At 49.5% G+C, this 23,195-nt stretch carries 22 protein-coding genes; 11 read left to right on the top strand and 11 right to left on the bottom strand.

The features are described 5' to 3' along the window. The 11 genes from F4Y39_18625 to F4Y39_18675 all read right to left on the bottom strand — a co-directional run. A partial coding sequence (locus F4Y39_18625; GenBank protein MYC15744.1) for a redoxin domain-containing protein occupies positions 1–417 on the bottom strand: 417 nt, incomplete at its 3' end. A 225-nt stretch (positions 418–642) separates the two neighbouring features. Continuing rightward, positions 643–1,122 (bottom strand): EVE domain-containing protein, encoded by a 480-nt coding sequence (locus tag F4Y39_18630; GenBank protein MYC15745.1) that lies wholly within the window; start codon positions 1,120–1,122, stop codon positions 643–645. A gap of 119 nt (positions 1,123–1,241) precedes the next feature. Continuing rightward, complete coding sequence (gene rny / locus F4Y39_18635) at positions 1,242–2,804, bottom strand: ribonuclease Y (GenBank protein MYC15746.1); 1,563 nt, start codon at positions 2,802–2,804, stop codon at positions 1,242–1,244. Between the two features lie 126 nt (positions 2,805–2,930). Further along, a complete protein-coding gene (locus F4Y39_18640; protein ID MYC15747.1) occupies positions 2,931–3,224 on the bottom strand; it encodes a cell division protein ZapA in 294 nt (97 codons plus the stop codon). Next, the gene (zapB, locus tag F4Y39_18645; GenBank protein ID MYC15748.1) at positions 3,224–3,664 is read right to left on the bottom strand and encodes a cell division protein ZapB; all 441 of its coding nucleotides are present in this window, start codon (positions 3,662–3,664) and stop codon (positions 3,224–3,226) included. The genes F4Y39_18640 and zapB overlap by 1 nt, the downstream gene beginning before the upstream one ends. 156 nt (positions 3,665–3,820) lie before the next feature. Next, positions 3,821–4,174: a 50S ribosomal protein L20 gene (gene rplT, locus F4Y39_18650; protein MYC15749.1), complete on the bottom strand. Its 354-nt coding sequence runs from the start codon at positions 4,172–4,174 to the stop codon at positions 3,821–3,823. 35 nt (positions 4,175–4,209) lie between these two features. Then, complete coding sequence (gene rpmI / locus F4Y39_18655; protein ID MYC15750.1) at positions 4,210–4,404, bottom strand: 50S ribosomal protein L35; 195 nt, start codon at positions 4,402–4,404, stop codon at positions 4,210–4,212. Positions 4,405–4,451: 47 nt separating this feature from the next. Next, positions 4,452–4,952, bottom strand: a complete 501-nt coding sequence (locus F4Y39_18660) for a translation initiation factor IF-3 (GenBank protein MYC15751.1) — start codon at positions 4,950–4,952, stop codon at positions 4,452–4,454. 94 nt (positions 4,953–5,046) lie between these two features. After that, positions 5,047–6,981: a threonine--tRNA ligase gene (gene thrS, locus F4Y39_18665; protein ID MYC15752.1), complete on the bottom strand. Its 1,935-nt coding sequence runs from the start codon at positions 6,979–6,981 to the stop codon at positions 5,047–5,049. Between the two features lie 221 nt (positions 6,982–7,202). Then, the gene (locus F4Y39_18670; protein ID MYC15753.1) at positions 7,203–8,204 is read right to left on the bottom strand and encodes a Gfo/Idh/MocA family oxidoreductase; all 1,002 of its coding nucleotides are present in this window, start codon (positions 8,202–8,204) and stop codon (positions 7,203–7,205) included. Between the two features lie 12 nt (positions 8,205–8,216). Further along, on the bottom strand, positions 8,217–8,813 hold the full coding sequence (locus F4Y39_18675) for a 7-carboxy-7-deazaguanine synthase QueE (protein MYC15754.1): 597 nt from the start codon (positions 8,811–8,813) through the stop codon (positions 8,217–8,219). Positions 8,814–9,068: 255 nt separating this feature from the next. On the opposite strand from F4Y39_18675, the gene F4Y39_18680 reads away from it, so the two are divergent. The 11 genes from F4Y39_18680 to F4Y39_18730 all read left to right on the top strand — a co-directional run bounded on the left by F4Y39_18680 (position 9,069) and on the right by F4Y39_18730 (position 22,956). Continuing rightward, positions 9,069–9,626 (top strand): hypothetical protein, encoded by a 558-nt coding sequence (locus F4Y39_18680; GenBank protein ID MYC15755.1) that lies wholly within the window; start codon positions 9,069–9,071, stop codon positions 9,624–9,626. 27 nt (positions 9,627–9,653) lie between these two features. Then, positions 9,654–10,874: a DNA double-strand break repair nuclease NurA gene (locus tag F4Y39_18685; protein ID MYC15756.1), complete on the top strand. Its 1,221-nt coding sequence runs from the start codon at positions 9,654–9,656 to the stop codon at positions 10,872–10,874. Positions 10,875–10,902: 28 nt separating this feature from the next. Beyond that, positions 10,903–11,160 carry a type II toxin-antitoxin system HicB family antitoxin gene (locus F4Y39_18690; protein ID MYC15757.1) on the top strand — a complete coding sequence of 86 codons (258 nt, stop codon included), beginning with the start codon at positions 10,903–10,905 and terminating at the stop codon, positions 11,158–11,160. Next, entirely contained in the window at positions 11,138–11,374 is a 237-nt protein-coding gene (locus tag F4Y39_18695) for a type II toxin-antitoxin system HicA family toxin (GenBank protein MYC15758.1), read from the top strand. The genes F4Y39_18690 and F4Y39_18695 overlap by 23 nt, the downstream gene beginning before the upstream one ends. A 9-nt stretch (positions 11,375–11,383) precedes the next feature. Continuing rightward, on the top strand, positions 11,384–11,980 hold the full coding sequence (locus F4Y39_18700; GenBank protein ID MYC15759.1) for a hypothetical protein: 597 nt from the start codon (positions 11,384–11,386) through the stop codon (positions 11,978–11,980). A gap of 37 nt (positions 11,981–12,017) precedes the next feature. Next, entirely contained in the window at positions 12,018–13,691 is a 1,674-nt protein-coding gene (locus tag F4Y39_18705) for an ATP-binding protein (GenBank protein MYC15760.1), read from the top strand. 1 nt (position 13,692) lies between these two features. Continuing rightward, complete coding sequence (locus F4Y39_18710; GenBank protein ID MYC15761.1) at positions 13,693–14,691, top strand: glycosyltransferase family 2 protein; 999 nt, start codon at positions 13,693–13,695, stop codon at positions 14,689–14,691. 45 nt (positions 14,692–14,736) lie between these two features. Further along, entirely contained in the window at positions 14,737–16,023 is a 1,287-nt protein-coding gene (locus F4Y39_18715) for an aspartate aminotransferase family protein (protein MYC15762.1), read from the top strand. Positions 16,024–16,222: 199 nt separating this feature from the next. After that, the gene (locus F4Y39_18720; GenBank protein MYC15763.1) at positions 16,223–19,438 is read left to right on the top strand and encodes a hypothetical protein; all 3,216 of its coding nucleotides are present in this window, start codon (positions 16,223–16,225) and stop codon (positions 19,436–19,438) included. Positions 19,439–19,675: 237 nt separating this feature from the next. Beyond that, a complete protein-coding gene (locus F4Y39_18725) occupies positions 19,676–20,362 on the top strand; it encodes a DUF1961 family protein (protein MYC15764.1) in 687 nt (228 codons plus the stop codon). A gap of 50 nt (positions 20,363–20,412) precedes the next feature. Further along, positions 20,413–22,956 carry a DUF4955 domain-containing protein gene (locus F4Y39_18730; protein ID MYC15765.1) on the top strand — a complete coding sequence of 848 codons (2,544 nt, stop codon included), beginning with the start codon at positions 20,413–20,415 and terminating at the stop codon, positions 22,954–22,956. Positions 22,957–23,195: the final 239 nt, after the last annotated feature.

Genomic DNA, 23,195 nt, shown 5'->3' on the forward strand with positions numbered 1-23,195 from the left:
CAAGCGTTCGAGAATTTCTTCCTGTTCGGCTAAATCAAACTGATTTGAACCAATATACATATATCTAATAATGCCGAGTTTATCGATAATAAACGTCGCTGGACGGGCGATACTGTGAACGAGGCTGTGATCTGGCAGACCGAGCCAGTTATATAACGAATAGCCGAGTTTGTCGATAAAAAATCCCGCTGGACGCAAAATGTTGTAAATGAGATTGTGAGCAAACGCCAGACCAAACCAGTGATAGACCCCATAGCTTTTGATGGCACTTCGATCTTCGTCCGCCAGAAGCGGATAGGTGATACCACTCCGTTCGGCGTATTCGCGCAGTTCACAGAGTTGCTGTCCTGCTGCGATAGCGATAGATGTCGCATTGCGTTCGGTATAAACATCTATATGTTCTTGCACTATCGCCAACTGACGACGGCTTCTTTTTCACCAGGTCCCCCGAAAAAACGTCAGAATGACATGTTCTTTACCCCGATGCGATACGAGCGATACGTCTTGCCGCTGATGAGAAGAGAGGGTAAATAAGGGGGCGGTATCGCCTATGCTAAGAACCCTGTTTTTACGCGGCATGATGTACCTTTTATCTGCAACGAATAGTCTTTGAAGAATTTCATTTTTTATACTTTGGCCTTCTCATCTCGCCAAATGCCCACCCATCTCGCACACAATCTCAAACTCCTCCTTTGTCACCGGCAGAATTGACAACCGCTGCCCGCGTTGAACCACCTTCATATCTTTGAGCTTGGGATTGTTCTTGAGGTCTTGCAGGCTAACATAAGGCTCAAATGCTTTTGACCATTGCACATCAAAAGAAAACCAGCGCGGATCTTCTTTCGATGCCTTCTCATCGTAATACTGATGACGCGCATTGAATTGCGATGGATCGGGATATCCCGCACGCACAATATTGGCAATACCAGCAACACCGGGATCTTTACAATTCGACTGATAGAACAGTGCCTGATCGCCTTTTTGCATTTCGTCGCGGATAAAATTGCGCGCCTGATAATTGCGCACCCCTCGCCAGTACCCAATCCCACTGGGCCGATTGCTCAATTCTTCAAAAGAGCACACATCGTACTCGCACTTTACAAGCCAGTATTTTTGGGCCATAGCATCCTCACATTTTGGCGAATATACGAATCAGCGAATATACGAACCCCACCCATCCTCCCAAAATCAGTATATATTACCATTCGTCTATTCGTCTATTCGTCTATTCGTCTATTCGTCTATCGCGCAAAATTGATGGCGCGCACCTCGCGAATTACGGTCACTTTTATATGCCCCGGATACGTCATTGTTTTTTCCAGTCGTTCGGCAATTTGAGCAGATAATCGCTCGGTGTCTTCATCGCTGATTAACCCATAGTTGGCGACTACCCGAATTTCCTGACCGGCTTGAATGGCGTAAACCGCGTCTACTCCCTCTATTTCTTGGGCGGTTTGTTCTAAATGCTCCAATCGTCGCACATAATTTTCCAACACCTCACGCCTTGCGCCCGGTCGAACCCTCGAAATGGTATCTGCGGCATCGACCAGCACTGCAATTGGCGAGATGGGGTCAGCCTCGCCGTGGTGGGCTTCAATCGCGTTGATTACCTCGTCATCTTCACCGTATTTTTTTGCCATATCAGCGCCATTTTGGCCGGGTGTACCTTCAAATTCGTGGCTGATTCCCTGGCCAATATCGTGTAGTAGGCCGGCGCGCTTGGCAAGTTGTGCATCCAGCCCCAAATGCGTGGCCATCATCCCCGATAGAAAAGCCACCTCTTTGCTGTGGTTTAACATATTTTGCCCATAGCTCGTCCGAAATTTTAATCGCCCAAGACATTCAATCAGACGATCATGCAAGCCGGGTACTCCCATGTCAAAGATGGCCTCTTCACCCGCTTGTTGAATCAATTCGTGCATATTTTCTTTCGATTTTTCAACCACTTCTTCGATCCGGCCCGGATGAATGCGTCCATCCATTAAAAGGTGCTCCAAAGCTGTCTTGGCAATCGCGCGGCGAATGGGATCAAATCCGGACAGCACGACGGCTTTGGGGGTATCGTCAACAATCACATCCACGCCAGTACACATCTCAAAAGCTCGGATATTGCGCCCTTCTCGTCCGATAATTCGACCTTTCATTTCATCGGCTGGCAACTCGACAACTGTCACAGTTGATTCTACCGTGTAATCGACTGCCAGTCTTTGAATCGCACTTGCGATAATTTCTCTCGCTTCATCATTGGCCCGCGCTTGTGCGTCTTCCCGAATTTCTTTTAAGCGCCAGGCAACTTCGCGCTGGGCTTCGGCCTCCAAATTTTCCATCAATTCGCGTTTGGCCTGCTGGCGTGTCAGGGCCGCAATGCGTTCTAATCGCGCATTTTGAGCCTCCAAAATCGCTTCCAATTCCAGTTCTTTTACGGTTAATTCGTCCTGCTGCTGTACCAGTTTTTGTTCCAATTCTTCCATTTGTCCAGCTTTGTGGTTGAGCAGGTCTGCACGTCGATTCAACTCGCTCGACATGCGATCTAATTCTTCTTCTTTGTGTGCCACTTCACTGTTGCGGCCTTCCAGCGCTTTTTCGGCATGTACGCGCTCGTGATAAATCTGATCCTTAGCTTCTAAAAGCGCGGTGCGTTTTTCAGTTTCTGCTTCTCTTCGAGCATCTTCCAAAATTTGTTCAATTGAGGCGTCGGTGCGGTAAAATCTCTTGTGTGAGATTTTACTGCTGATCAGCCATCCCACAACAAATCCCAGAACCAACAGCCCGGTAGATAGTGCAATCACAGATACGATTTCCATGACTTTCTCCAATGTGGTATTAAAAGAAATCCCCACCGCGCTTGTGCTCACTTTTAAGGACAAACGCGACGGGGTTCACACTCCCGTGAGATAGCTTGTCTCATACTCGCATTGTGTGCGATTTACTCACTTCGTTCGTGAGCTAAAGGTTACCGAGTCTGCGAGTTGATCGGCTTTCTCGCGTGAAATCCGATTCATCAGGCGACTTTCTTCCTCGATCTTAAAAAGCTCATCAGCCAAATTCACAGCCGTTAATATAGCTACTGTCGATCTGTTGCGCAGTGCAAGAGCACTGGCTATTTCTCGCATTTTCTGATCGATATAACTCGCCACCTCGCGGATATGTTCGGGATCAGTATCGCTGGCAATGCGATATTCTGAGCCAAATACCTGAACGCGCACGTCGGACAAACCAGACATCACTCATTTTTCTCGGGGTTTAAGGAATTGAGGCGCTGCAACATCGCCTCAACCTTATCCAGGATTTCTGCCTTATTGTCTATTAGAAGCATATTGTCGTTGTAAATGTCTTGCAACCGATCTCGTTCGTTACACAGAGCCACCCGTTCTTCTTCGAGGCGCGATATATCTGACTGCAATGCCTGACTCTGTTGCTTCAATTCGGCATTTTCACGACGCAAATCTTCAATTGTTGCAACGGCGTTGTTGATTGCTTCAACGAGCCGATCCACTCCCTCCGCCACTGCTCCCGCGTTAATATCCATCAGATCTACTTCCTCATCCACTTCTTCCTCTACTTCTTGGGCGTCTTCAGTCTCTTCGGTAGCCTCGGCATTGTCCTCCACTTCTTCCTCCGCTTCTTCTTTCACATTTCTAACTATCCAGGGGTTAATATCCATATCTGCTCCTTGAAAGAAATCAAAGGCTATTGAATATAGAGGAAATTTAACACCATCTTATCCGAAAGTCAAGCTCGCCCCACGAGGATTTGGCCCTCATGCAAAAAGCGAAATCCACACGGTGCCGGATTTCGCTTTTTGGGATCAATGAGATACTCAGTCGTTTTGCTTAACCCTTTCGGCCAGGGCGGCAAATGCATTGGCGTCGGTTACGGCCAGATTGGCCAATACTTTGCGGTTGATATCAATGCCATCTCGCTTTAAACCCGCCATAAATCGGCTGTAAGTCAATCCGTGTTGCCTGGCAGCTGCGTTGATTCGGGTAATCCACAATGCTCTGAAGTTTCTTTTCTTTTGCCTTCGGTCGCGATAGGCGTATTGCAAGGCGCGATCCACAGCATTGCTGGCTGTGCGAAGCAGTTTGCTGCGCCCTCCTCGATAGCCTCTGGCTTGTTTTAAAATTTTTTTTCTCCTGCGTCGAGACGCAGGACTATTGGTTACTCTCGGCATTTTAATCTCCAATGAACAGTGATCACCAACCCCTGTCAAGACGCCAGCAGGCGATTGACGCGGCTTTGGTCAGTGTCGTGAACATGCACAGTTTGGCGGAGGCCTCTTTTGCGCTTGCTCGTCTTTTTGGTCAGGTTGTGCGCTGCAGTGGCCTGACGACGGCTGATTTTGCCAGAACTGCGCTTTTTGAAACGCTTTTTAGCGCCGCTATGGGTTTTCATTTTGGGCACGACAAACTCCTTTGCTAACAACGTCACAGATCAGTTGAAGCGGACTACTACTGAGATTTTGGCGCGACAATCATCACGAGCTTTCGCCCTTCGTCGCGGGGATGCGTTTCGATCTGTCCAACATGTTGCAAATCGTCTTCAATGCGCTGCAATAAGTCGCGGCCCATATCGCGATGTGCATTTTCCCGTCCAAAAAACTCAATGACAAGCCTCACTTTATGGCGCTGGGTCAAAAATTTCTCAGCATGCCTGATCTTAAATTGATAATCGTGATCGCTGATTCGAACACGCATCCGAATTTCTTTTAATTGCGAGGCACTTTGGCGATTTTTTCTGGCTTTTTTTCCCCGCTCATATCTGTATTTACCGTAGTCCATAATCCGGCAAACAGGTGGGCGTGCATTTGGCGCAACTTCGACTAGATCAAGCCCGGCCCCCTGAGCCATTGTCAGGGCTTTGCTCGTTTCTACAATGCCCACTTGAGCACCTGATTCACCGATTAAGCGAACCTGTGGAATGCGAATCTGCCGATTCACGCGCGGCCCGATTTCTCGTCTGGTATCTCGACTTCTTGAACCTCTATTGATTGCGACCACCTCCAGATTTAGATATAGAGAACTCAACTCACAAACGCGTTGTGAATTATGACAATTGTTTGGATTCGACCTCTGTCTGAATACGCGCGATTAAATTTTTCAGGCTCAGCGCACCCAAATCCCCCTGTCCATGACGGCGAACCGACACTGTGCCATTCTCAACTTCCCGCGCGCCAACAATAAGCATATAGGGCACTTTTTGAACTTCTGCCTCTCGAATTTTGTAGCCCAGTTTGGCATCCTGATCATCCATTTCAACGCGCACCTGAGCATCTCGAAGCAGTTTGGCAACTTGCTGTGCATAGTCGATAAAACGATCCGATACAGGTAGAATAACGGCCTGCACAGGCGCCAACCACACGGGGAAATTACCGGCATAATGCTCAATGAGTGTGCCAAAGAACCGTTCCATTGACCCCAAAAGCGCGCGATGTACCATATAGGGGCGGTGCATCTTGCCATCTTGCCCGGCAAAAGTCAGATCGAATCGCTCGGGCAGGTTGAAGTCAAACTGAATTGTCGAACACTGCCATTCACGTCCCAGTGCATCTCTAATTTGCACGTCAATTTTGGGTCCGTAAAATGCGCCGCCACCTTCGTCAATGCCATATTTTAAACCCTGTGCATCTATCGCAGCTTTCAAGGCATTTGTCGCCATATCCCAGTCGCGAGGGTCGCCTACGGCTTTTTCGGGTCGTGTGGAAATATCGATCTTAAAATCTTCAAGACCAAATGACCGCAGAATAAACAGCGTAAAATCTATGGTCTGTTTAATTTCACTTTCGACCTGGTCTGGGCGGCAAAAGATATGCGCGTCATCCTGTGTAAATCCGCGCGCTCGCAAAAGCCCGTGCAGTACTCCCGCCGGTTCATACCGGTAAACCGTTCCCATTTCTGCCCAGCGCAATGGCAACTCGCGATAACTCCGACGACGGCTTTTGTAAATCATGCTGTGAAATGGACAGTTCATGGGTTTGGCAAAATATTCCTGTCCATCGACATCCATCGGCGAGTACATATTTTCGCGGAAAAAATCCAGATGTCCGCTTGTGTTCCACAGGCTGGATCGCCCAATATGAGGGGAGCCAACGAGTTCATATCCACCGTCGAAATGAGCACTGTGCCAGAATGATTCAATCTCGTGCCGGATGCGCATGCCCTTAGGGTGCCAGAGCACCAGGCCTGGACCTACATTGTCATTTACTGAATACAGGTCTAACTGTACGCCCAAAGTGCGGTGGTCTCGACGTTTGGCTTCTTCGAGTTTATCGAGATATGCCTGCAATTCTTTTTTGCCGGGAAACGAGATGCCGTAGATGCGCTGCAGCATTTTGTTGTTTTCATCGCCCCGCCAATAAGCCCCGGATGCGTTTAACAACTTGATGGCCTTAATGCGCCCTGTTGACGGTAAGTGTGGCCCCCGACACAGATCAAACCACCTGGTATTCTTGTAGATGCTCACGGTCTCATCGGGCGCAATGCCGTCTAAAAGCTCGAGTTTGTAGGACTCACCCAAATCCTGAAAGCGCCCAGAAGCCTCATCGCGCGAGATTTCCTCGCGAGAAAAGGGCTGGTCTTCTCTGGCAATTTCCAGCATTCGCGCTTCAATTTTTTCCAGTTCATCGGGTGTAAAGGGCCGATCGACATCAAAATCGTAATAGAATCCGTTTTCAATAGGCGGACCGATGGTTACTTTGGCAGTGGGAAACAAATCCTGTACAGCTTGTGCCATTACATGCGCTGTGCTATGCCAGTAAACCTCTTTGCCTTCGTCATCCGAAAAAGTTAAGATCTCAACCGCAGCATCTGAAGCAACCGGGTAACTCAAATCTACAGCCCGACCATCAACCCGCCCGGCCAGAGCGGCGCGGGCAAGACCGGAGCCAATGGATTCGGCTACTTGTAGCACGGTTGTACCGCGATCAATTTCTTTGGTCGAACCGTCGGGAAGTGTAATGGTTATGGAGTGGTTTTCTGCCATAAAAAAAATCGCGCTCGGAAATTGCCGGCACGCGAAATGTGAAATCGTGGAACCGTTCGGTGAGCAGTTTCGCCCGCAAACATCCCTCAGCAATGAGATTAAAAGATAGAAACCTGTCAAAGTTTAACAAATCTATAATAAGAGTATCGGAGTGTCAAGCGGAAATTCCCCAATTGCAGAGATAGAATCATAACCTCAATTCATTGAATTTTCGAAACTTATTAGGCCTCATCCAAACCCAATCCCGTCAAATCTGCAATATGCCCTGCTTGTTCGGCTTCATATAGTCGCCAGATCACGCGCAATCCCTGCAAGCTGCTTTTGCCATCTGTCAGCGGTGTTTGCCCGGTTTCAATGCAATCGAGAAAATGGGCCATCTCGTTTTCCGTGTGTTTGCCCGGCTCTGCTTCAGATAAAATTTTTTCTTGACCGCGTACGATGTGTACGAGCTTGCCACCTGAGAGATTGGCATCGAGCAAACCTTCTGTGCAATGCGCGTGGATTGAGTACCGCAGCCGGGTGCCTCGCGCGCCCCAGGTGCCAAAGTGATAGCCCAGTCGGCCATTTTCAAATTCCATCGTCACATTGCTCGTGCCTTCTCGCTCCATCCACGGCGTACCAAAATTTGTGCCCATGTGAATGCCCTGCACGGGGCGCCCCAAAAACCAGAGCAACAAATCGATATAATGACAGCCATGGCTAAACAACTGCCCTCCGCCCAATCGCTCTTTGCTCGAAGCCCAGTGATCGGGGGGATACCGGGTGAGTTGTTCGGTCCAGATCGACACTTGAAATACATCGCCGTACGCGCCTTCATCCAGCAATGCTTTCAAACGCTGTACAATTGGATGAAAGCGCATGCAATACGCAATCATCAGCACTTTGCCCGAGGTTTCAGATGCTTCAATCAGCTCTTTGCAGGCGACTTCGTAATTGGCCATGGGTTTTTCGAGCAGGACATGAACGCCAGCATTGAGGCACGCCTGTCCCACGGAAAAGTGCAAATGGTGGGGTAGGGCGAGCAGTACGGCATCTACCGAGTCTAAAATCTCGCGATAATCTGTCGCTACACAGGCTCCCGGAAATTGCTGCGCGACTGCTTCTGCACGTTCTGGAACAACATCGACAGCAGCGGCTAATGTGACGCGATCGCTCAGTGTGTGAAACCGCCGCATGTGGGCACCCCCCATGCCGCCGCATCCGATCATACCCAGTTTGATCATGTATCTGTCTCCCTATGGCAATTGCAACATTTTGTGAATGCGACACGACAAGCGCCAGTTGGGATGTCGCGACAAAATTTTCAATGCCTTGTGAATGTATTGGGGTTTGCTCGATTCGGGCTGTAAATAAATATATTTTGCGCGGTTTTCATCGACCGTATTTTCGCAAAACGTTTTGCCCACCACGTATTTGAGTTCGGTGATATGTGTCAGACCATCGGCAATTTTTTGCCGTTTGGGCGATACGGTCCAGTGTTCGATTAGATTGCACAAAACAGGATCTGGATCAATCGTTCCATTTGTCTCGATATGCAACCTAAAACCCGCGCTGACGAGTTTCCTGCACAGCGGCGTGATATTTTGTCCCAGCGGCTCTCCTCCGGTTAAACACACCCACTTTGCCGGATGACGCCTGACCTCATCGACAATTTGAGTAATGGTCATTTCCTCAAAATAATCAAATTCCGTATCGCAAAAAAAACAGCGCAAATTACAACGCGCAAGTCTGACAAATGTTGTGGGTTGTCCCACGCGCAGGCCTTCGCCTTCTATGGAATAGAAAATTTCATTGACTTGCAAAATCACGCCATCGCCGCGCCAAACGGGCATTTGATCTTTGGATGCTGGAGGGTTCACATTCAAACCTTTATGAGGTGCTCAGTGTGTTTTTGTGTGTTCTTAAAGAAATATATCTCACACACGTCGTATTTGCAAGTACTGCACCAAGTGAAGAAAATACTTGACATATTATTTTAGAACGCCTAATTTCCCAACAACTTAACTGAATTCAATTAAACCTTCTTCCCCATCGTTCCCCCAATCCCCACAAATCGAATTTCAACCGAATTTTAAGGGACGATGAAGATGCCTGAACAAACCCTCCCTTTCGTTTTTGAGACGCCTACGGGTATTCTGAGTGGGCGCGATCGAGGCGAAGCCCTGCTCAATCAGCTTATGGCATTTATGCAAATGGCCGATGACGATGCGGTTACGCCCCTCGACTTTGCCAATGTCTCGTTTATTGATATCTCATGCGCCGACGAGTTGCTCTGCAAACTCCTTATGCGTATTGGCAGCGGGGAGCTTGGCAATCGCTTTACCTTTATCCAAAACGCCAATGATTCCGTGCGCGAGACCTTCGAGGCCGTGCTCAGATTGCGCGATCTGGCCGCACTTTTCAAAGATGACGAAGGCGATATTCACGTGCTCGGTGTGCTCAAAACGCCCATTCGAGAAGCCCTTGACATTGTCCTGTCTCGAAAAAAAGGTACGTCTTCCGAGTTTGCCCACGCGTTGAAAAAAAATATCAATATAGCCTGTAACCGGCTCAATGCCCTTCAAAAAATGGGCCTTGTGTGTCGCGTGCGCGATGGTAGTGTGCCCGGAGGCGGTCGGCAATTCTTTTATGAATCAATCGTATAGTAAAGAGCCACCTCACTGGAGCCTCTTATGCTCGATTACGGTTTGCTCAAACGCCAGATTGACCAGATGGCGGTTGATGCCAGTACTTTGCAAGACGACTTTTTTACCCGTATTGATCTGGCGTGTTCCGAAATGGATCGCTGGGAAGATGCCTGGGAAACCCTGGGTATTAAAATTGCGCGTAGCCGCACCTCCTGGCTGGTTGCCCAACTCGGCGGGCCGATTACCGAGGCGTGTCCAAGACCCGACCGTCCCAAAGAACTCACCGTTATTGCCGCCGATGGATCTCAGATATTCCCCGACCGGCACGAAGTCGCCAATTGTTTTTTGATCAATATTGGCTATGTCGTCATTCATTACGGCACGGGAGAACGCTCGGTATTAAACAGCGAACCAACGCTTTTTTACGATGAAGACGACCTCTATCAGGAATGGGCGGGCAAGCGCAGTCCAATCACCCGCGAAATCGTTGGCGTGCGGCGAAATGCCATGGAACTCGAAAAGGTCGTCTCCCTCTCTGCCCAGGCGCACGCAGAGGGCCGAACCTGTGTCGGGCTGACCGATGGAACGCTGATTTTGTGGATGCTCGAAGGTAAACCCTACGATTTCCGCCGCGAAACGCTTCAGGCCACGCTCGTCGGTTTGGAGCGTCTGCGCGAACTTCGCGTTCCCATTGCCGGGTACATTTCAGATCCCGGCAGTGCCGATGTGCTCAATGCCTTGCGCGTGGGCCTCTGTCCCGAACAGCCCCCCAACTGCGACAAGTGCCCGTGGAAAGCAGCCGAGGCGCAGCATCTTCTCGATCTTGATGGGGATTCTGAACCGCCTGCGCCCATTCCCTGTGAACCCATTGCCGGCGTTACCGACGATATGCTGTATGCCCGCAAACTCAAACGCGGCGAGCGCAGTGGCGTTTATCGCAGCGCGTCTAAAATTCTCGAGGACTACGGTCCCCACCGCATTTGCTTTTTTTACGTACACACGGGTTGGGAAATTGGTCGCGTCGAAATCCCCGAATGGGTTGCTAAAGACCGCGAGTTGCTCGATCTCGTACACGCCACGGTTGTCGATCAGATCGATAAGGGGCGCGGATATCCCGTCGTCTTATCCGAATCCCACGAACGCGCCATTGTGCGCGGAGCCGACCGCGATATATTTTTTAAGTTCTTAAAAGACGCTTTTGTAAAAAATAATATCAAAACCGAACAGTCGCTCAAACAACTCAAAAAAATGGCTGCAGCAGTATAGCGAGGGTATCATTATGGCGACTCAATTTATCCTCACGGATTATATTAACGATCTCATGGCACAGGCCGAATATGACAAACTGGAAGACGGTACATTTGGTGGACGTATTCCCGTATGCAAGGGTGTGGTAGCATTTGCCAATTCGCTTCGCGATTGTGAATCAGAACTTCATTCTATACTCGAAGATTGGATTTTTGTGGGTATTAAACTTGGACATAGACTTCCTGTAATTAATGATATTGACTTAAACAAGGTGCCCATGCATGAATCGTTGGACACCGTGTAAACGTCGCGATTTTATTCGTCGTCTTCGCAAACTTGGATTTGATGGTCCCTATTCGGGTACACGTCACCAATTTATGATCTATCAAAATCATCGATTGTCCATTCCGTCCAATTCTGAATACTCTGTTCCGCAATTGCGGTTCATGATCCGAGAAATTGAAGCGATTCTCGAACGCGAAATTACAATGTCAGACTGGTACGCTCTTTCACGATAGAGGTCCCACATGTCACTCGCGGAACTTGATATAAGTACTGAATATATTGGCGAAATTGTAGAAAGCTCTACTTCGCAATTTACTTCTGAAAGTCGAGAACTCAATGGCGCACCGCCATTTGGGTCCTTTGTCAAGACGCTTGGTGCATTGCCTGTATATGGCCTGGTTTTCAATGTGTGTACGCACTCTATTGAACCCAATCGACGCGCCACAGCTTATGGGCTTACGGAACAAGAATTGCGCGAAGAGCAACCGCAAATTTTTGAACTTCTCAAAACTGAATTTGAAGCTGTTATTATTGGCTATGGCGACGACCAGGGCCCGCAACAGGTCTTGCCACCGCAACCGCCCGGGATTCACAGCTTTGTTTTTCCCTGTACCGAATCCGAAATCAAAGCCCTGACCAATAGCGGGGATTTTCTCCGCAGCATTTTATGTGGCAACCGCCTGCCCGCCGACGATCTCATCATCGCCTCGGTGCGAAATGCGTGGGCAGCTCGTGCTTTAGATATGCCCTATTTGGTGGGCATTGGCAAAGACCTGTGTCGCCTGATCCGCGACGACTACGACCGCCTGAGTTCTATTATGCGGCGGATTTCGCAATAAGTTTGAAGAGTGTAAGAACGGATGAAAGCTATCTTTTATGAACGATCTTTGGAATAATCTAAATGGTTCGCCCAATATTCAGGATGGCGGCGAAATCGGTGTTGTCACACAGGGGTCTTTGACCGAGGGCGTTGAGATGAAGCTCAACCCCGACCGCAGCGTAGAAGACGTCAAAGCTGGCAAATTTGTGGTTATTGAGGGGTATAAAAATCAGTTTTTCTCCATGATCACCGACCTGAGTTTGGATGCGACCAATCCCGAAATTTTGCTTTATCCACCGCGCGAGAGCGATCAGTTATTGCACAGCGTTCTCAATGGTTCCAGCACCTATGTCACAGTTGCACTGCGCCCCATGCTTATGCTGGAACAGGGCGAAGAAATCGTCGATGAACCGCGTCCGGTGAAAACTATTCCCAGTCATTTTTCCAAAGTTGTTGAAGCTGAAGAAGAGGATGTATCGCGCGTTTTTGGCAGCGAGGAAAAAGACGACCGGTTTTTCAACATGGGTACGCCATTGGATATGGATACGCCGGTGTGCATTAATCTCAATCGCTTTGTCGAGCGCAGCAATGGCATTTTTGGCAAAACGGGTACGGGTAAGTCCTTTCTCACGCGTCTGGTATTGTGCGGTCTGATCAAAAACAAGAAAGCCGTCAATCTCATTTTTGATATGCACAACGAATACGGTTTTCGCGCTATGAAAGAAGGCGGGCAGGGCAATAGCTTTGTCAAGGGTCTCAAGCAGCTTTTTGGGAATCAGGTCGCCCTTTTTTCTCTCGATCCCGAATCGTCTCGGCAGCGCGGTATTCAACCCGACCACGAGGTGTACATCACCTACGATCAGGTCGCGGTCGAAGATGTTATCGCGTTGCAAGACGAACTGCAGCTCAATCCCACGGCTTCTGAATCTGCCTATCTCGTTTACGCGATGTACAAAGATCGCTGGCTGCGCCAATTGCTTTCTATTGATGGTCCCGATGTCGAGCAATTTGCCGAGGATATGGGCGCCAATAAAAGTTCGCTTTCCGCGCTACATCGCAAACTCAAACGCCTTGAAAACTTTCCCTTTATGGTCAATAGCCTCAACGGAGCCGATGCCGTCGATACGATGATGGATTACATCGACCGCGGCATTCACATTGTGCTCGAGTTTGGTCGGCAGACCGGCATGCTCGCGTATTTGCTCGTGGCGAATATTCTCTCTCGCCGCATTCACGAACAATACGTCACAAAAAGCGAAAAATTTTACGCCTCGCAAAATCCCGAAGATCAGCCGAGGCACCTGGTTATCACCATTGAAGAGGCCCACAAGTTTCTAAATCCCGCGACTGCAAGGCAAACCATTTTTGGTACGATTGCCAGGGAAATGCGTAAATATTACGTTTCGCTCCTCGTGGTTGACCAGCGTCCCTCGGGTATTGACGAAGAGGTACTTTCACAACTCGGCACAAAAATCACGGCTTTGCTAAATGACGAAAAAGACATACAGGGAGTGCTCACAGGGGTGTCCAATGCCGCTGGCTTGCGAAGTGTTCTGGCGAGTCTCGATTCCAAACAGCAAGCTCTTGTATTTGGTCATGCGGTACCTATGCCCGTGGTTATTAAAACGCGCGATTACGATGAAATTTTTTACAAAGCGATGGGCGATTTATCCGATGAAGAAAAAATGAAAAAGGCCGAAGCCGCATCGGCTGCTATTTTTGGCGACTAAAATGAAACTGATTGTCCAAATCCCCTGCTTCAACGAAGAAGAAACCCTGCCCGCTACGGTTAACGATATTCCGCGCAAAGTTCCCGGTATTGACAAAGTCGAGATTCTGGTCATTGACGATGGTTCTACGGATCGCACGTCTGAGGTCGCGCGCGACCTCGGCGTGGATCATATTATCAGATTCCCTAAAAATCGCGGTCTGGGTCATGCATTCAAAGCGGGTTTTGACACTGGCCTCAAACTCGGTGCCGATATTATTGTCAATACCGATGGCGATAACCAGTACTACGGTCCTGATATTGTCGCGCTCGTTCAGCCCATTCTCAAAAAGCGCGCTCATATTGTGATTGGAGATCGACAGACAGGTGATATCGGCCACTTTTCTTTTGTTAAACGATGGCTACAGGGTTTGGGCAGTCGCGTCATCAGTCGCCTCGCCCATATTGAGGTGCCCGATGTCGCCAGTGGTTTCCGCGCCTTTTCACGAGATGCGGTCCTGCATCTGTCGATGTTTACGGATTTTGATCACACTGCCGAGCATGTTGTTCAAGCAGGTCAAGACCGTCTCGCTGTTGAAACTGTGCCCATTCGCACGAATCCCAAAACACGCGAATCGCGTCTTTTCAAAAATCCAGGTGTATTTGTTTTTAAGTCGGGCATGATCAGTTTGAGGACTTACGCACGCTACAAAGCACTCCGCATATTTTCTATTTTTGGTGCTGTTGTTTTCGCTTTTGGCACGTTAATTGGTCTCCGGTTTCTCTATTTTTTCTTTTTTACCGACGAAGGCGAGCTTCACATTCAATCGCTTATCCTCGCCGCTATCCTTCTGCTCGCTGGATTTCAGATGTTTCTCACCGGTATTGTCGCCGATCTCATCGCCACCAACCGCGCCCTTCTCGAAGATGTTTCCTCACGTGTGCGATTTATGGAACTCGGATCAGGACTTTCAGGATTGAAGGATGAACAGGATGAAAGCGATCAGGGGGTTCAGGATTGAAGGATGAACAGGATGAGTTGATCGCTATAAAGGTTCGGGGATTACATGAAATCTTTTGAAAAATCCAGGCGTTTGATCGCCGAAGCCTCGCGCTATTTGCCGGGCGGTGTGAACAGCAATTTTCGGCTGGGGATAGTTCCCTCGCCTCTGGTTTTTGAACGCGGCGAAGGGCCATATCTCTACGATGTAGATGGCAATCGTTTGATCGATTATTATCTGGGCATGGGGCCGATGATTCTCGGGCACAATCCAGAACCCGTATTGTCTGCTGTTCGAGAACAGCTCGAGTCGGGCATTCTTTTTGCCGGACAAACAGCAGTAGAGCAAGAGGCAGCCAGGATGGTTTGCGATATGGTGCCCTGCGCGGAGCGGGTGCGCTTTAACTGCACGGGTAGTGAAGTGGTGCAGGCGGCTTTGCGCCTGGCACGTGCGGCTACAGGACGATTTTGTGTGATCAAATTTGAGGGACATTATCACGGCTGGTTTGACAATGTGCTGTGGTCTGTCGCGCCCCCGTCCGAGCAGTATGGTCCGGTTGATGCGCCCATTCCCATTCCCGCCAGTGCAGGGCAAGACCTGCTGGTAGGCCAGCACACTGAGGTGCTTCCCTGGAATAATCTGGAGCTTCTGAGTTCGCGTCTGGAACGCGGGGATGTCGCGGCTGTTATTATGGAGCCTGCGATGTGCAATACCAGCACAATTTTTCCCGCTGAGGGCTATTTGGAAGGGCTTCGAGAGGTGTGTACCGATACGGGAACGGTGCTCATTTTTGACGAGGTGATTACGGGGTTTCGCGTGGCGCCTGGCGGCGCGCAGCAATACTTTGGGGTGACGCCCGATCTGGCGACCTTTGGCAAGGCAATAGCCAATGGGTTTCCAGTTTCGTGTTTGGCCGGGCGGAGCGATTTGATGGATATGCTCGTCGCGGGTGTGATGCATGGAGGTACTTATAACGCGCAACCCGCTTCTATGGCCGCGGTGATCGCTACGCTGACCGAGTTGGGCAAAAAAGAGACGTTTGACGTGCTCAATGCGCGGGGCAATAGGCTTATGGAAGGTATTGCGCACGCGCTAAGAGATGCCGGTCTTCAAGCCAGGGTCGCGGGTTTTCCGCAGATTTTTCACGTGGGCTTTGGTGTTGATGCTCCGGTTGTCGATTATCGGAGTTCGCTTCAAGCAGGTCGCGAGCGGTATATCAAATTTACAGAGGCACTTCATTACAAAGGCGTGCGCGCGTTGGAGCGAGGCGCGTGGTTTTTATCGACAGCGCATACAGATGACGTGATTGATGCGACGATTGAAGCAGTTGCCGATGTGGCAAAGGAGATATGACGATGGATATAAATGTAGGCGGTGCGCGATCCATTATACCCCATAAAAAATAATATCTTATAACATACTAATTGCTTGAATAAATACACATTAGCACATATATTACACAAAATTTTTTTGCAGCAAAAGAGTTTGGTCTGTCTTGAAAGAGTTGAATCTATCCGGTTTTCTTTTACCAATATCGCAAGGTCTATTTTTTATGATTAATTCACTCGACCGCACGGGTACCTGGCGGACTTATTCTATGGCAGATGGCCTGGCTGGGATGCGCATTGAACACATCGCCGAGGATAGCCAGGGCTATCTCTGGTTCGCCACCTGGGACAACGGTGTTAGTCGCTTCGACGGGGACGAGTTCCAGAATTTTACGCGACAGGATGGTCTGATTAGCGACCGCGTTTATTTTATTTTACAGGACAGTCAGAAGCGATTGTGGTTTGGTACACTAAATGGGGTCTGCTGGTATGACGGAGCAGATTTCCACCATTTGGAGGACGATGGGATCGCAGGGCGTGCTGTGCAGTTCATCTACGAAGACAGGGAGGGGCGTATATGGTGTGGCGGTCACAGGACTCTGGGATATTATGATGGCACTGTGTTCCGCGATTTAATTCCGACCTACCTTCAGCATTACGAGGAGCCGCCTTCTCCTCTCTGGCCCAGTCAGTGTCGGGGTATTGCTCAGGATCCACAAGGTCAGATGTGGTTTGGATTTAACTACCTCGTCCGTTTCGACGGTACATCCTTTCATCGCTATGAGAAGAAAGATGGTTTTCCGAAAGGCAACACGGCCTATGCTGTGGCGCAGGACTCTACCGGCTATGTTTGGATCGGTCATCGTAGATACCAGGATAAACTCTGTTACTATGCCGATGGCACCTTCCAATCTGTTGAGGTAGATTTGGGTGACAGCCTGCGCAAAATTCAGTGCGACAGGAAAGGGCGGATGTGGTTTTGCACTTCAGATGGGGTGTTCTATCAGGATGGAGATGGGTTTAGCAGGTTTACCGTTGCCGATGGCTTGCCCCATCCCGCAGTCAAAGCTGTGTTCCCGGACCGCGAGCATCAGGTCTGGTTTGCTACCTGGGGGGGCGTCGGGCTTTACGATGCACATAGTATCAGTGTTTTTGATCACAATGCGGCAGTTTTTGAAAACAACAATATGGTTGAGATTTCACAGATCGTGCAAGACAGGCGAGGAGATATATGGGTCGGGTATATAGCTCCCTTTCTCAACCGTGTGGAGAAAAGCGTTTTTCGCTTTGATGGCGAGCACTTTGAATTCGTAGGCACTGAGGATGGTTTTGATATCAACAACTGTTTCGCCATCTACGCGGACTCCGCCGGGGACCTGTGGTTTGGAGGTGGCAATGGCTTGTTCCGCTATGATGGAGATAAGCTCAAAAAAATGCAAACAACTGCAGGTTTAGGCGAAAGTGGTATTTGTGCAATTGCCCAGGATTCGCAAGGGAGATTTCTTTTTGGCGATTGGGGAAACGAAAAAATAACAAGAAAAAGAGACTTTTGGGGTAGCCCATTGAGGCTCTTTTACCAGCGAGACGATCAGTTACAAACTATTCTTGAGGTTAATGTACAGAGAGATCCTTTCGGCCGCATCGGCACGGTGATTGCCGGGCGTAATGGCGAGTTTTATTTTTTTATTCATTACCCAAATTTTTTCGACAAAGATAAGGGTTTTGCGCGCTGGCATTCCGAAGATGGGCTTAAATTTTATGGGATTGAAGATGGGCTGATAGATGACAAAGTCGAGGACCTGCTGGAAGACCTGCATGGGAACGTATGGATTGCTACCCAAAGCGGTCTCAGTCGCTTTGATGGTAGCACCTTCCACACCTTCACCACTGAAGACGGTTTGCCGAGCAACCGCATCCGCTGCTTGTTAGAAGATCAGCGAGGCCACATCTGGATTGGCACAGACGGGGGCGTGGCTCACTACGATGGTCAACTTTTCCAGACCATCAATTCACCGCATATAGGACCTGTTCTTCAAATACTCGAAGATCGTGATGGAGTCTTTTGGTTCGGGACAGTCCAAAATTCTCTGGTGCGCTATAGGCAACAAAAAACCCCGCCCCGGATTTGCCTACTGCAGGTGATTACCGATAAGGTCCATGAGAACATAGAAGAAGGCATCCTATCTATCACAGAGCAGAATGTGATTTTCGAGTACAAGGGCCTGAGCTTTTCTACTCGTTCCAGCGACATGCTTTACATTTATCGCCTGAAGGGACACGATTCCGACTGGCAGCCAGCGACCCGAGAAATGAGGGCGCATTACCGGGATTTGCCACCGGGCGATTACACCTTTCAGGTCAGGGCTGTAGATCGCGACCTCAATTACTCAGAGATAGCACAGGTGCAAATTTCAATAGAACCAGACTTGCGTATTGAAGCTCTGACAGCGGCACTCAATAGCCAGGGAAGCAACGAGTTTGTTGGTCAGAGCGAGGTTTTGCAACAGTTTCAAACCAAACTGATGGAGGTGGCATCCACTGATCTGACTGTGCTGATTCTGGGTGAGACGGGTGTGGGTAAGGGATTGGCTGCACGGGTATTACACGGACAAAGTGCCCATAGCGATGGGCCTTTTATACAGGTCAACTGTGGTGCACTGCCTGAAACGCTGATCGATAGTGAACTTTTTGGTCACGAAAAAGGAGCTTTTGCCAGCGCAGTTTCTCGCAGGTTGGGCAAGGTGGAACTGGCCAAAGATGGCACGCTCTTTTTGGATGAGATTGGGGATATGACTCTGGAAACGCAGGCCAGGCTATTGCGCTTGCTGGAAGAGGGAACGTTTGAGCGCGTTGGGGGTAGCGAGACACTAAAAGCGCAGACGCGCATTGTAGCATCGACCAATCGCAACCTGGAGGAGATGGCCAGCACAGGTGCTTTTCGCGAGGACCTCTATTATCGCATCTATGGCTTTCCGCTGTATTTGCCACCTCTGCGCGAGCGCAAGGATGATATACCGGATCTGGCTGAATTTTTCAAGGCTCGCATGGCGGCTCATATCGGCAAGGAGATAGGTCCCTTGACGACAGAGGTTATAGAGGAGTTTCAAGCCTACGATTGGCCTGGAAATGTGCGGGAACTGGAGCATGCGATGCAGCGAGCAGTAACCGTGTGCCAGGGGGCTCGGATCGAATTGGAGGATCTTGGATCGTATCGTTCGCGAATCAAAGGCGCTGCTCTGGACCTGGTGTGGACTTCCTTATCGGATTCTCAAGACCGCGAAATCGTGCCTTTGGATGAATTTGAACGTCTCTATATTCTCGAAGTGCTCGAAATTACTAATTGGAAGGTAAAGGGAACAAAAGGCGCGGCGGCTCGGCTGGAATTGCCGCCTTCTACCCTGTACAGCCGAATGAAAAGATTGGGTATTGAACGTCCTTGATATGGATATGCTGAAACCGGGGTTGATGCCGCTGGAACAGAAAAGCTCTGGTGTTTTGCCAGAGCTTTTTGTTTTTTAGGGAGGGAGACTAAGATGATGGAATGGACTCGCAGGGCGTTCATAAAATGCAGCAAGATGGCGTTGTTTTCAGTATCTTTTGGCGGTGCGCCGCTGTTTTTGAGACAGGCTGTCCATGCGGCGAAGAACCCGATACGTCAACGCATCAGGAGAGGTGTTATGGATAATTTTGAATTTGGCGAATTGCTTTATGACAATCCGCTGTCTTCCGCGTCAGATATCGAAGGGTTTCGGCTGGAGGGGGATGCCGAAGTGACCTTTCCAAATGGTCGCATGCGAATGGAGAACCGTCGCGACCCAGGGGAGGGACAGGCGGCGAATTTTGTTTTCTGGTGTCCTGAAGATTTTCCAACAGATATTGCCGTGACATGGGATTTTTGGCCGGTGCGCGAGCCGGGGTTGTGCATTCTGTTTTTTTCTGCTTTGGGACGAGGCGGTGAAGATATATTTGATTCGTCATTGGTGCCTCGGGCTGGCGAATACAAGCAGTATCACAGCAGCGATATCAATGCGTTGCACGTGTCTTATTTTCGGCGAAAGGCACTCAAAGAACGCGCTTTTCAGGTTTGCAATTTGCGCAAGAGTTATGGTTTTCACATGGTCAGTCAGGGAGCTGATCCCCTGCCTTCTGTTGTCGATGCCAGACCGCCATACCCGATTACGCTGATCAAATGCGGTGCTGAGGTTGTTTTTTATATTCGCGATTTGAAGATTTTCCACTGGGTTGATGATGGTCAGACGTATGGGCCTTTGCTGGGCGGTGGCAAGATCGGTTTTCGGCAGATGGCGCCTTTGATTGGCGAATATGCGAATTTGAAGGTGCATAAGGTCAGTGCTCAGTTATAAAGGTTTACGCCGTCAAAAGATTGACGACTGCCTTTTGTGGAAAGTTCAACATGTCCAGGCTACTTCGCGTGCGATCAACATATGCTTTGAGTTTTGCTATTATACTCATCGCTCTGTTGAGTCATCCCTTATCTCTCGCTGCGGAACCTTCCCCCGACTTTGACGGGAGTGGGATTGTCGATTTTCCCGACTTTTTGCTTTTTGTAGGGGCGTTTGGATCTCAGGAGGGGCAAAAGAAGTATGAGGTAAGATACGATCTAACTGGCGATGGCGCGATTGGATTTGACGATTTTCTGATCTTTGCCAGTAGCTTTGGCAAAGCGGTAAATCAGGTGCCGGTATTCTCCTTCGCGTCTCCTGTTATACGCTCAGTGGATGAGAACACCTCGGCAGACACGCCTATCGGCAAACCTATTTCTGCCACCGATGCCGATAATCACGTCCTCACATACAGCTTGAGAGGACCGGATGCGAGTGCCTTCACAATTATCCCAGACAACGGTCAACTTCTGACACGGGAAGGGGTCTCTTACGATTACGAAATCAGGCGCGTTTACTCGGTGATGGTGAACGTACGCGATGGTCATGGAGGCACCGACAGCATCGCGGTGAGGATCAGTGTCCGTTCCCCACAGACCTCGAGTACCTATCGACAATTTGTGGAGGCCAAAGAGAATGGAACAGAACCTATCCTACCCGATTTTTCCTACGCGGGCTATCACCACTTCAGCAAACCCGTTCCGAGTGAAGAGGATCTGAATCTCCAGCTTACCGAATACGATGTCACAAATCCAAAATATGGTGCCATCCCCAATGATGGACAGTCTGACCAGGCCGCCATTATGGCTGCTATTGCCGACGCAGAGGCCAATGACAATAACAAGGACACGGGGGGTGGCATTATCTCATTTCCAGCAGGTGAATTTCTCGTCAATACCGATGCGGATACAACTGCAGACGGTAAGTTCATACCCATCGTGATTCGCAACAGCAATATCGTTCTCAGAGGAAGCGGCAGCCGAGCCGGAGGCACAGTCATCCGGCAGGTGAATAGCATGTACGAAAACTACTCTGGTGGGGGTTGGCCTGCCATGTTTCGGTTCAGGTATAGGGGCAATCCGATGAAGAGCATCTCTGTCACAGAAAATGCTACCCGCGAAACCTTTTGGATCACAGTCGCAGATGCTTCCAAGTTTAAAGTGGGTGATTGGGTTACACTGAAGCTGGAAGACAAGGCGGCAGTCGCTGATTTTATGGGCGGGTTCACACCACGTTCCAATTGGGCAATTAGTGGTGAAAGGGGGGCTGTCGTGGATGAAAAGCACCGCATTGCTGAAATCCAAAACAACCGGATGCGCTTTCATGAGCCCCTGCACGCCAATGTCAACAGCAACTATAATTGGAAGGTACACGAATACAAGTTCCTTGAGGAAGTTGGCGTTGAAGACATCAGTTTTCATGGATCGTGGACAGGTGATTTTGTCCATCATAAGAATTATATTCACGATTATAGCTGGTATATGCTCCAATTCAGTGGCTGTGTCAATTCCTGGGTTCGGCGCGTCTCGTTTATCAACACCAGTATTGCACTGGGCATTAATGGATCAGCCATGTCGGTTTATCACGTCACACTGGCGGGAAATAAGGGTCATTTTGCTTTCTTGGGGAGCACGGACCACTCGTGGATCGGTCTTTCAGAAGACCTGGCAGGACATCAACACGGTCCAAATATACAGGGACCACGCTCTGGAAACGTGTATTATCGTTATGATTATCCCGCGTCACTTGATTTTCACGCTCAAAAAAGCGGAGAACCTATTGCTACCCTGTTTGATCGCGCCAAGGGAGGCAACCTGAGTGGCAGCAGCGGTGTCTGCTCACGGAATTGCCCTCATCACCTCGGACATTTTGTGGCCTATAATTTTCATCAGGGAGAAGGTACGCCAAATTACAATTTTTGGAATGGGACTGGCCGCGTCGTGATAAAACCCATCATCATCGGATTGCACGGCAATCCAGCCACCATTGATGAAAACACTGTCCAGCTTAACGAATCCCAGGGCAGTGCGGTTGCGCCAGAATCGCTTTTCGACGCACAACTCGAACTGCGGCTCGGCGCCATCCCGGATTGGCTCAAAGCCCTTCGCACGGAATGGGAAACGATTCGTAACACATCACTGCCAAATTTTCTACCACCAGACCGAACACCCCCAACGCTAATAGGAATGAGGCTGGAAACAGAGGAGATAAGCGCAGGCTCTTATACCGGGGAACTAAATTTGATCTACAACGAGAAACTGAACCCGGTCACAGAGGTCCCCTCTGACGCCTATGCGGTCTCGATACAGGGTGTGCAGGGTGCGATAACCATCGAAGGCGTCCGTTCTCAAAGAGAAAATTACCTCGCCAATAACAAAAACACGGTGACAATAGACCTGAGTTGGACGGGTCAAGCAGGGGCGACCTTCACGGCTCAAGATGTGATGTTAACCTACACGCCTCCGCATCACGAGAGTGACCGGGACAACAAACGGGTGGAGGATTATGGGGGCATACCCGCGGGCAACTTGACAAACTATCAGGCGACCCGTTGAAGCTCCCGGACTGGATGCCATCCATCGCGGAGAGCACTTACCCTAAATCTCCTGCTAAGCGGAGTGGAACAGATGCTTCGGCACCGTTCCACCCCGCTTAGCAAAAACCCCAGACCTGCGTAACATCAGTTATGAATTTGAGGAGTATTGATATGTCGGATTTTTCTGCTAATCGGCCTATGACAGAGCGGCGAGAGATGGTGTTGACGGTGGGGCAGGGCGAGGGGGATTTGCAGGGG

The organism is Gemmatimonadota bacterium (assembly GCA_009838845.1).
Classification (GTDB): Bacteria; Latescibacterota; UBA2968; order UBA2968; family UBA2968; genus VXRD01.

What these genes read in the sequence shown, in the direction of transcription:
- F4Y39_18630 (MYC15745.1), bottom strand. Translation starts at nt 1,122, where the DNA reads ATGGCCCAAAAATACTGGCTTGTAAAGTGCGAGTACGATGTGTGCTCT.
- rny (MYC15746.1), bottom strand. Translation starts at nt 2,804, where the DNA reads ATGGAAATCGTATCTGTGATTGCACTATCTACCGGGCTGTTGGTTCTG.
- F4Y39_18640 (MYC15747.1), bottom strand. Translation starts at nt 3,224, where the DNA reads ATGTCTGGTTTGTCCGACGTGCGCGTTCAGGTATTTGGCTCAGAATAT.
- zapB (MYC15748.1), bottom strand. Translation starts at nt 3,664, where the DNA reads ATGGATATTAACCCCTGGATAGTTAGAAATGTGAAAGAAGAAGCGGAG.
- rplT (MYC15749.1), bottom strand. Translation starts at nt 4,174, where the DNA reads ATGCCGAGAGTAACCAATAGTCCTGCGTCTCGACGCAGGAGAAAAAAA.
- thrS (MYC15752.1), bottom strand. Translation starts at nt 6,981, where the DNA reads ATGGCAGAAAACCACTCCATAACCATTACACTTCCCGACGGTTCGACC.
- F4Y39_18670 (MYC15753.1), bottom strand. Translation starts at nt 8,204, where the DNA reads ATGATCAAACTGGGTATGATCGGATGCGGCGGCATGGGGGGTGCCCAC.
- F4Y39_18675 (MYC15754.1), bottom strand. Translation starts at nt 8,813, where the DNA reads ATGCCCGTTTGGCGCGGCGATGGCGTGATTTTGCAAGTCAATGAAATT.
- F4Y39_18680 (MYC15755.1), top strand. Translation starts at nt 9,069, where the DNA reads ATGCCTGAACAAACCCTCCCTTTCGTTTTTGAGACGCCTACGGGTATT.
- F4Y39_18685 (MYC15756.1), top strand. Translation starts at nt 9,654, where the DNA reads ATGCTCGATTACGGTTTGCTCAAACGCCAGATTGACCAGATGGCGGTT.
- F4Y39_18695 (MYC15758.1), top strand. Translation starts at nt 11,138, where the DNA reads ATGAATCGTTGGACACCGTGTAAACGTCGCGATTTTATTCGTCGTCTT.
- F4Y39_18700 (MYC15759.1), top strand. Translation starts at nt 11,384, where the DNA reads ATGTCACTCGCGGAACTTGATATAAGTACTGAATATATTGGCGAAATT.
- F4Y39_18705 (MYC15760.1), top strand. Translation starts at nt 12,018, where the DNA reads ATGAACGATCTTTGGAATAATCTAAATGGTTCGCCCAATATTCAGGAT.
- F4Y39_18710 (MYC15761.1), top strand. Translation starts at nt 13,693, where the DNA reads ATGAAACTGATTGTCCAAATCCCCTGCTTCAACGAAGAAGAAACCCTG.
- F4Y39_18715 (MYC15762.1), top strand. Translation starts at nt 14,737, where the DNA reads ATGAAATCTTTTGAAAAATCCAGGCGTTTGATCGCCGAAGCCTCGCGC.
- F4Y39_18720 (MYC15763.1), top strand. Translation starts at nt 16,223, where the DNA reads ATGATTAATTCACTCGACCGCACGGGTACCTGGCGGACTTATTCTATG.
- F4Y39_18725 (MYC15764.1), top strand. Translation starts at nt 19,676, where the DNA reads ATGGATAATTTTGAATTTGGCGAATTGCTTTATGACAATCCGCTGTCT.
- F4Y39_18730 (MYC15765.1), top strand. Translation starts at nt 20,413, where the DNA reads ATGTCCAGGCTACTTCGCGTGCGATCAACATATGCTTTGAGTTTTGCT.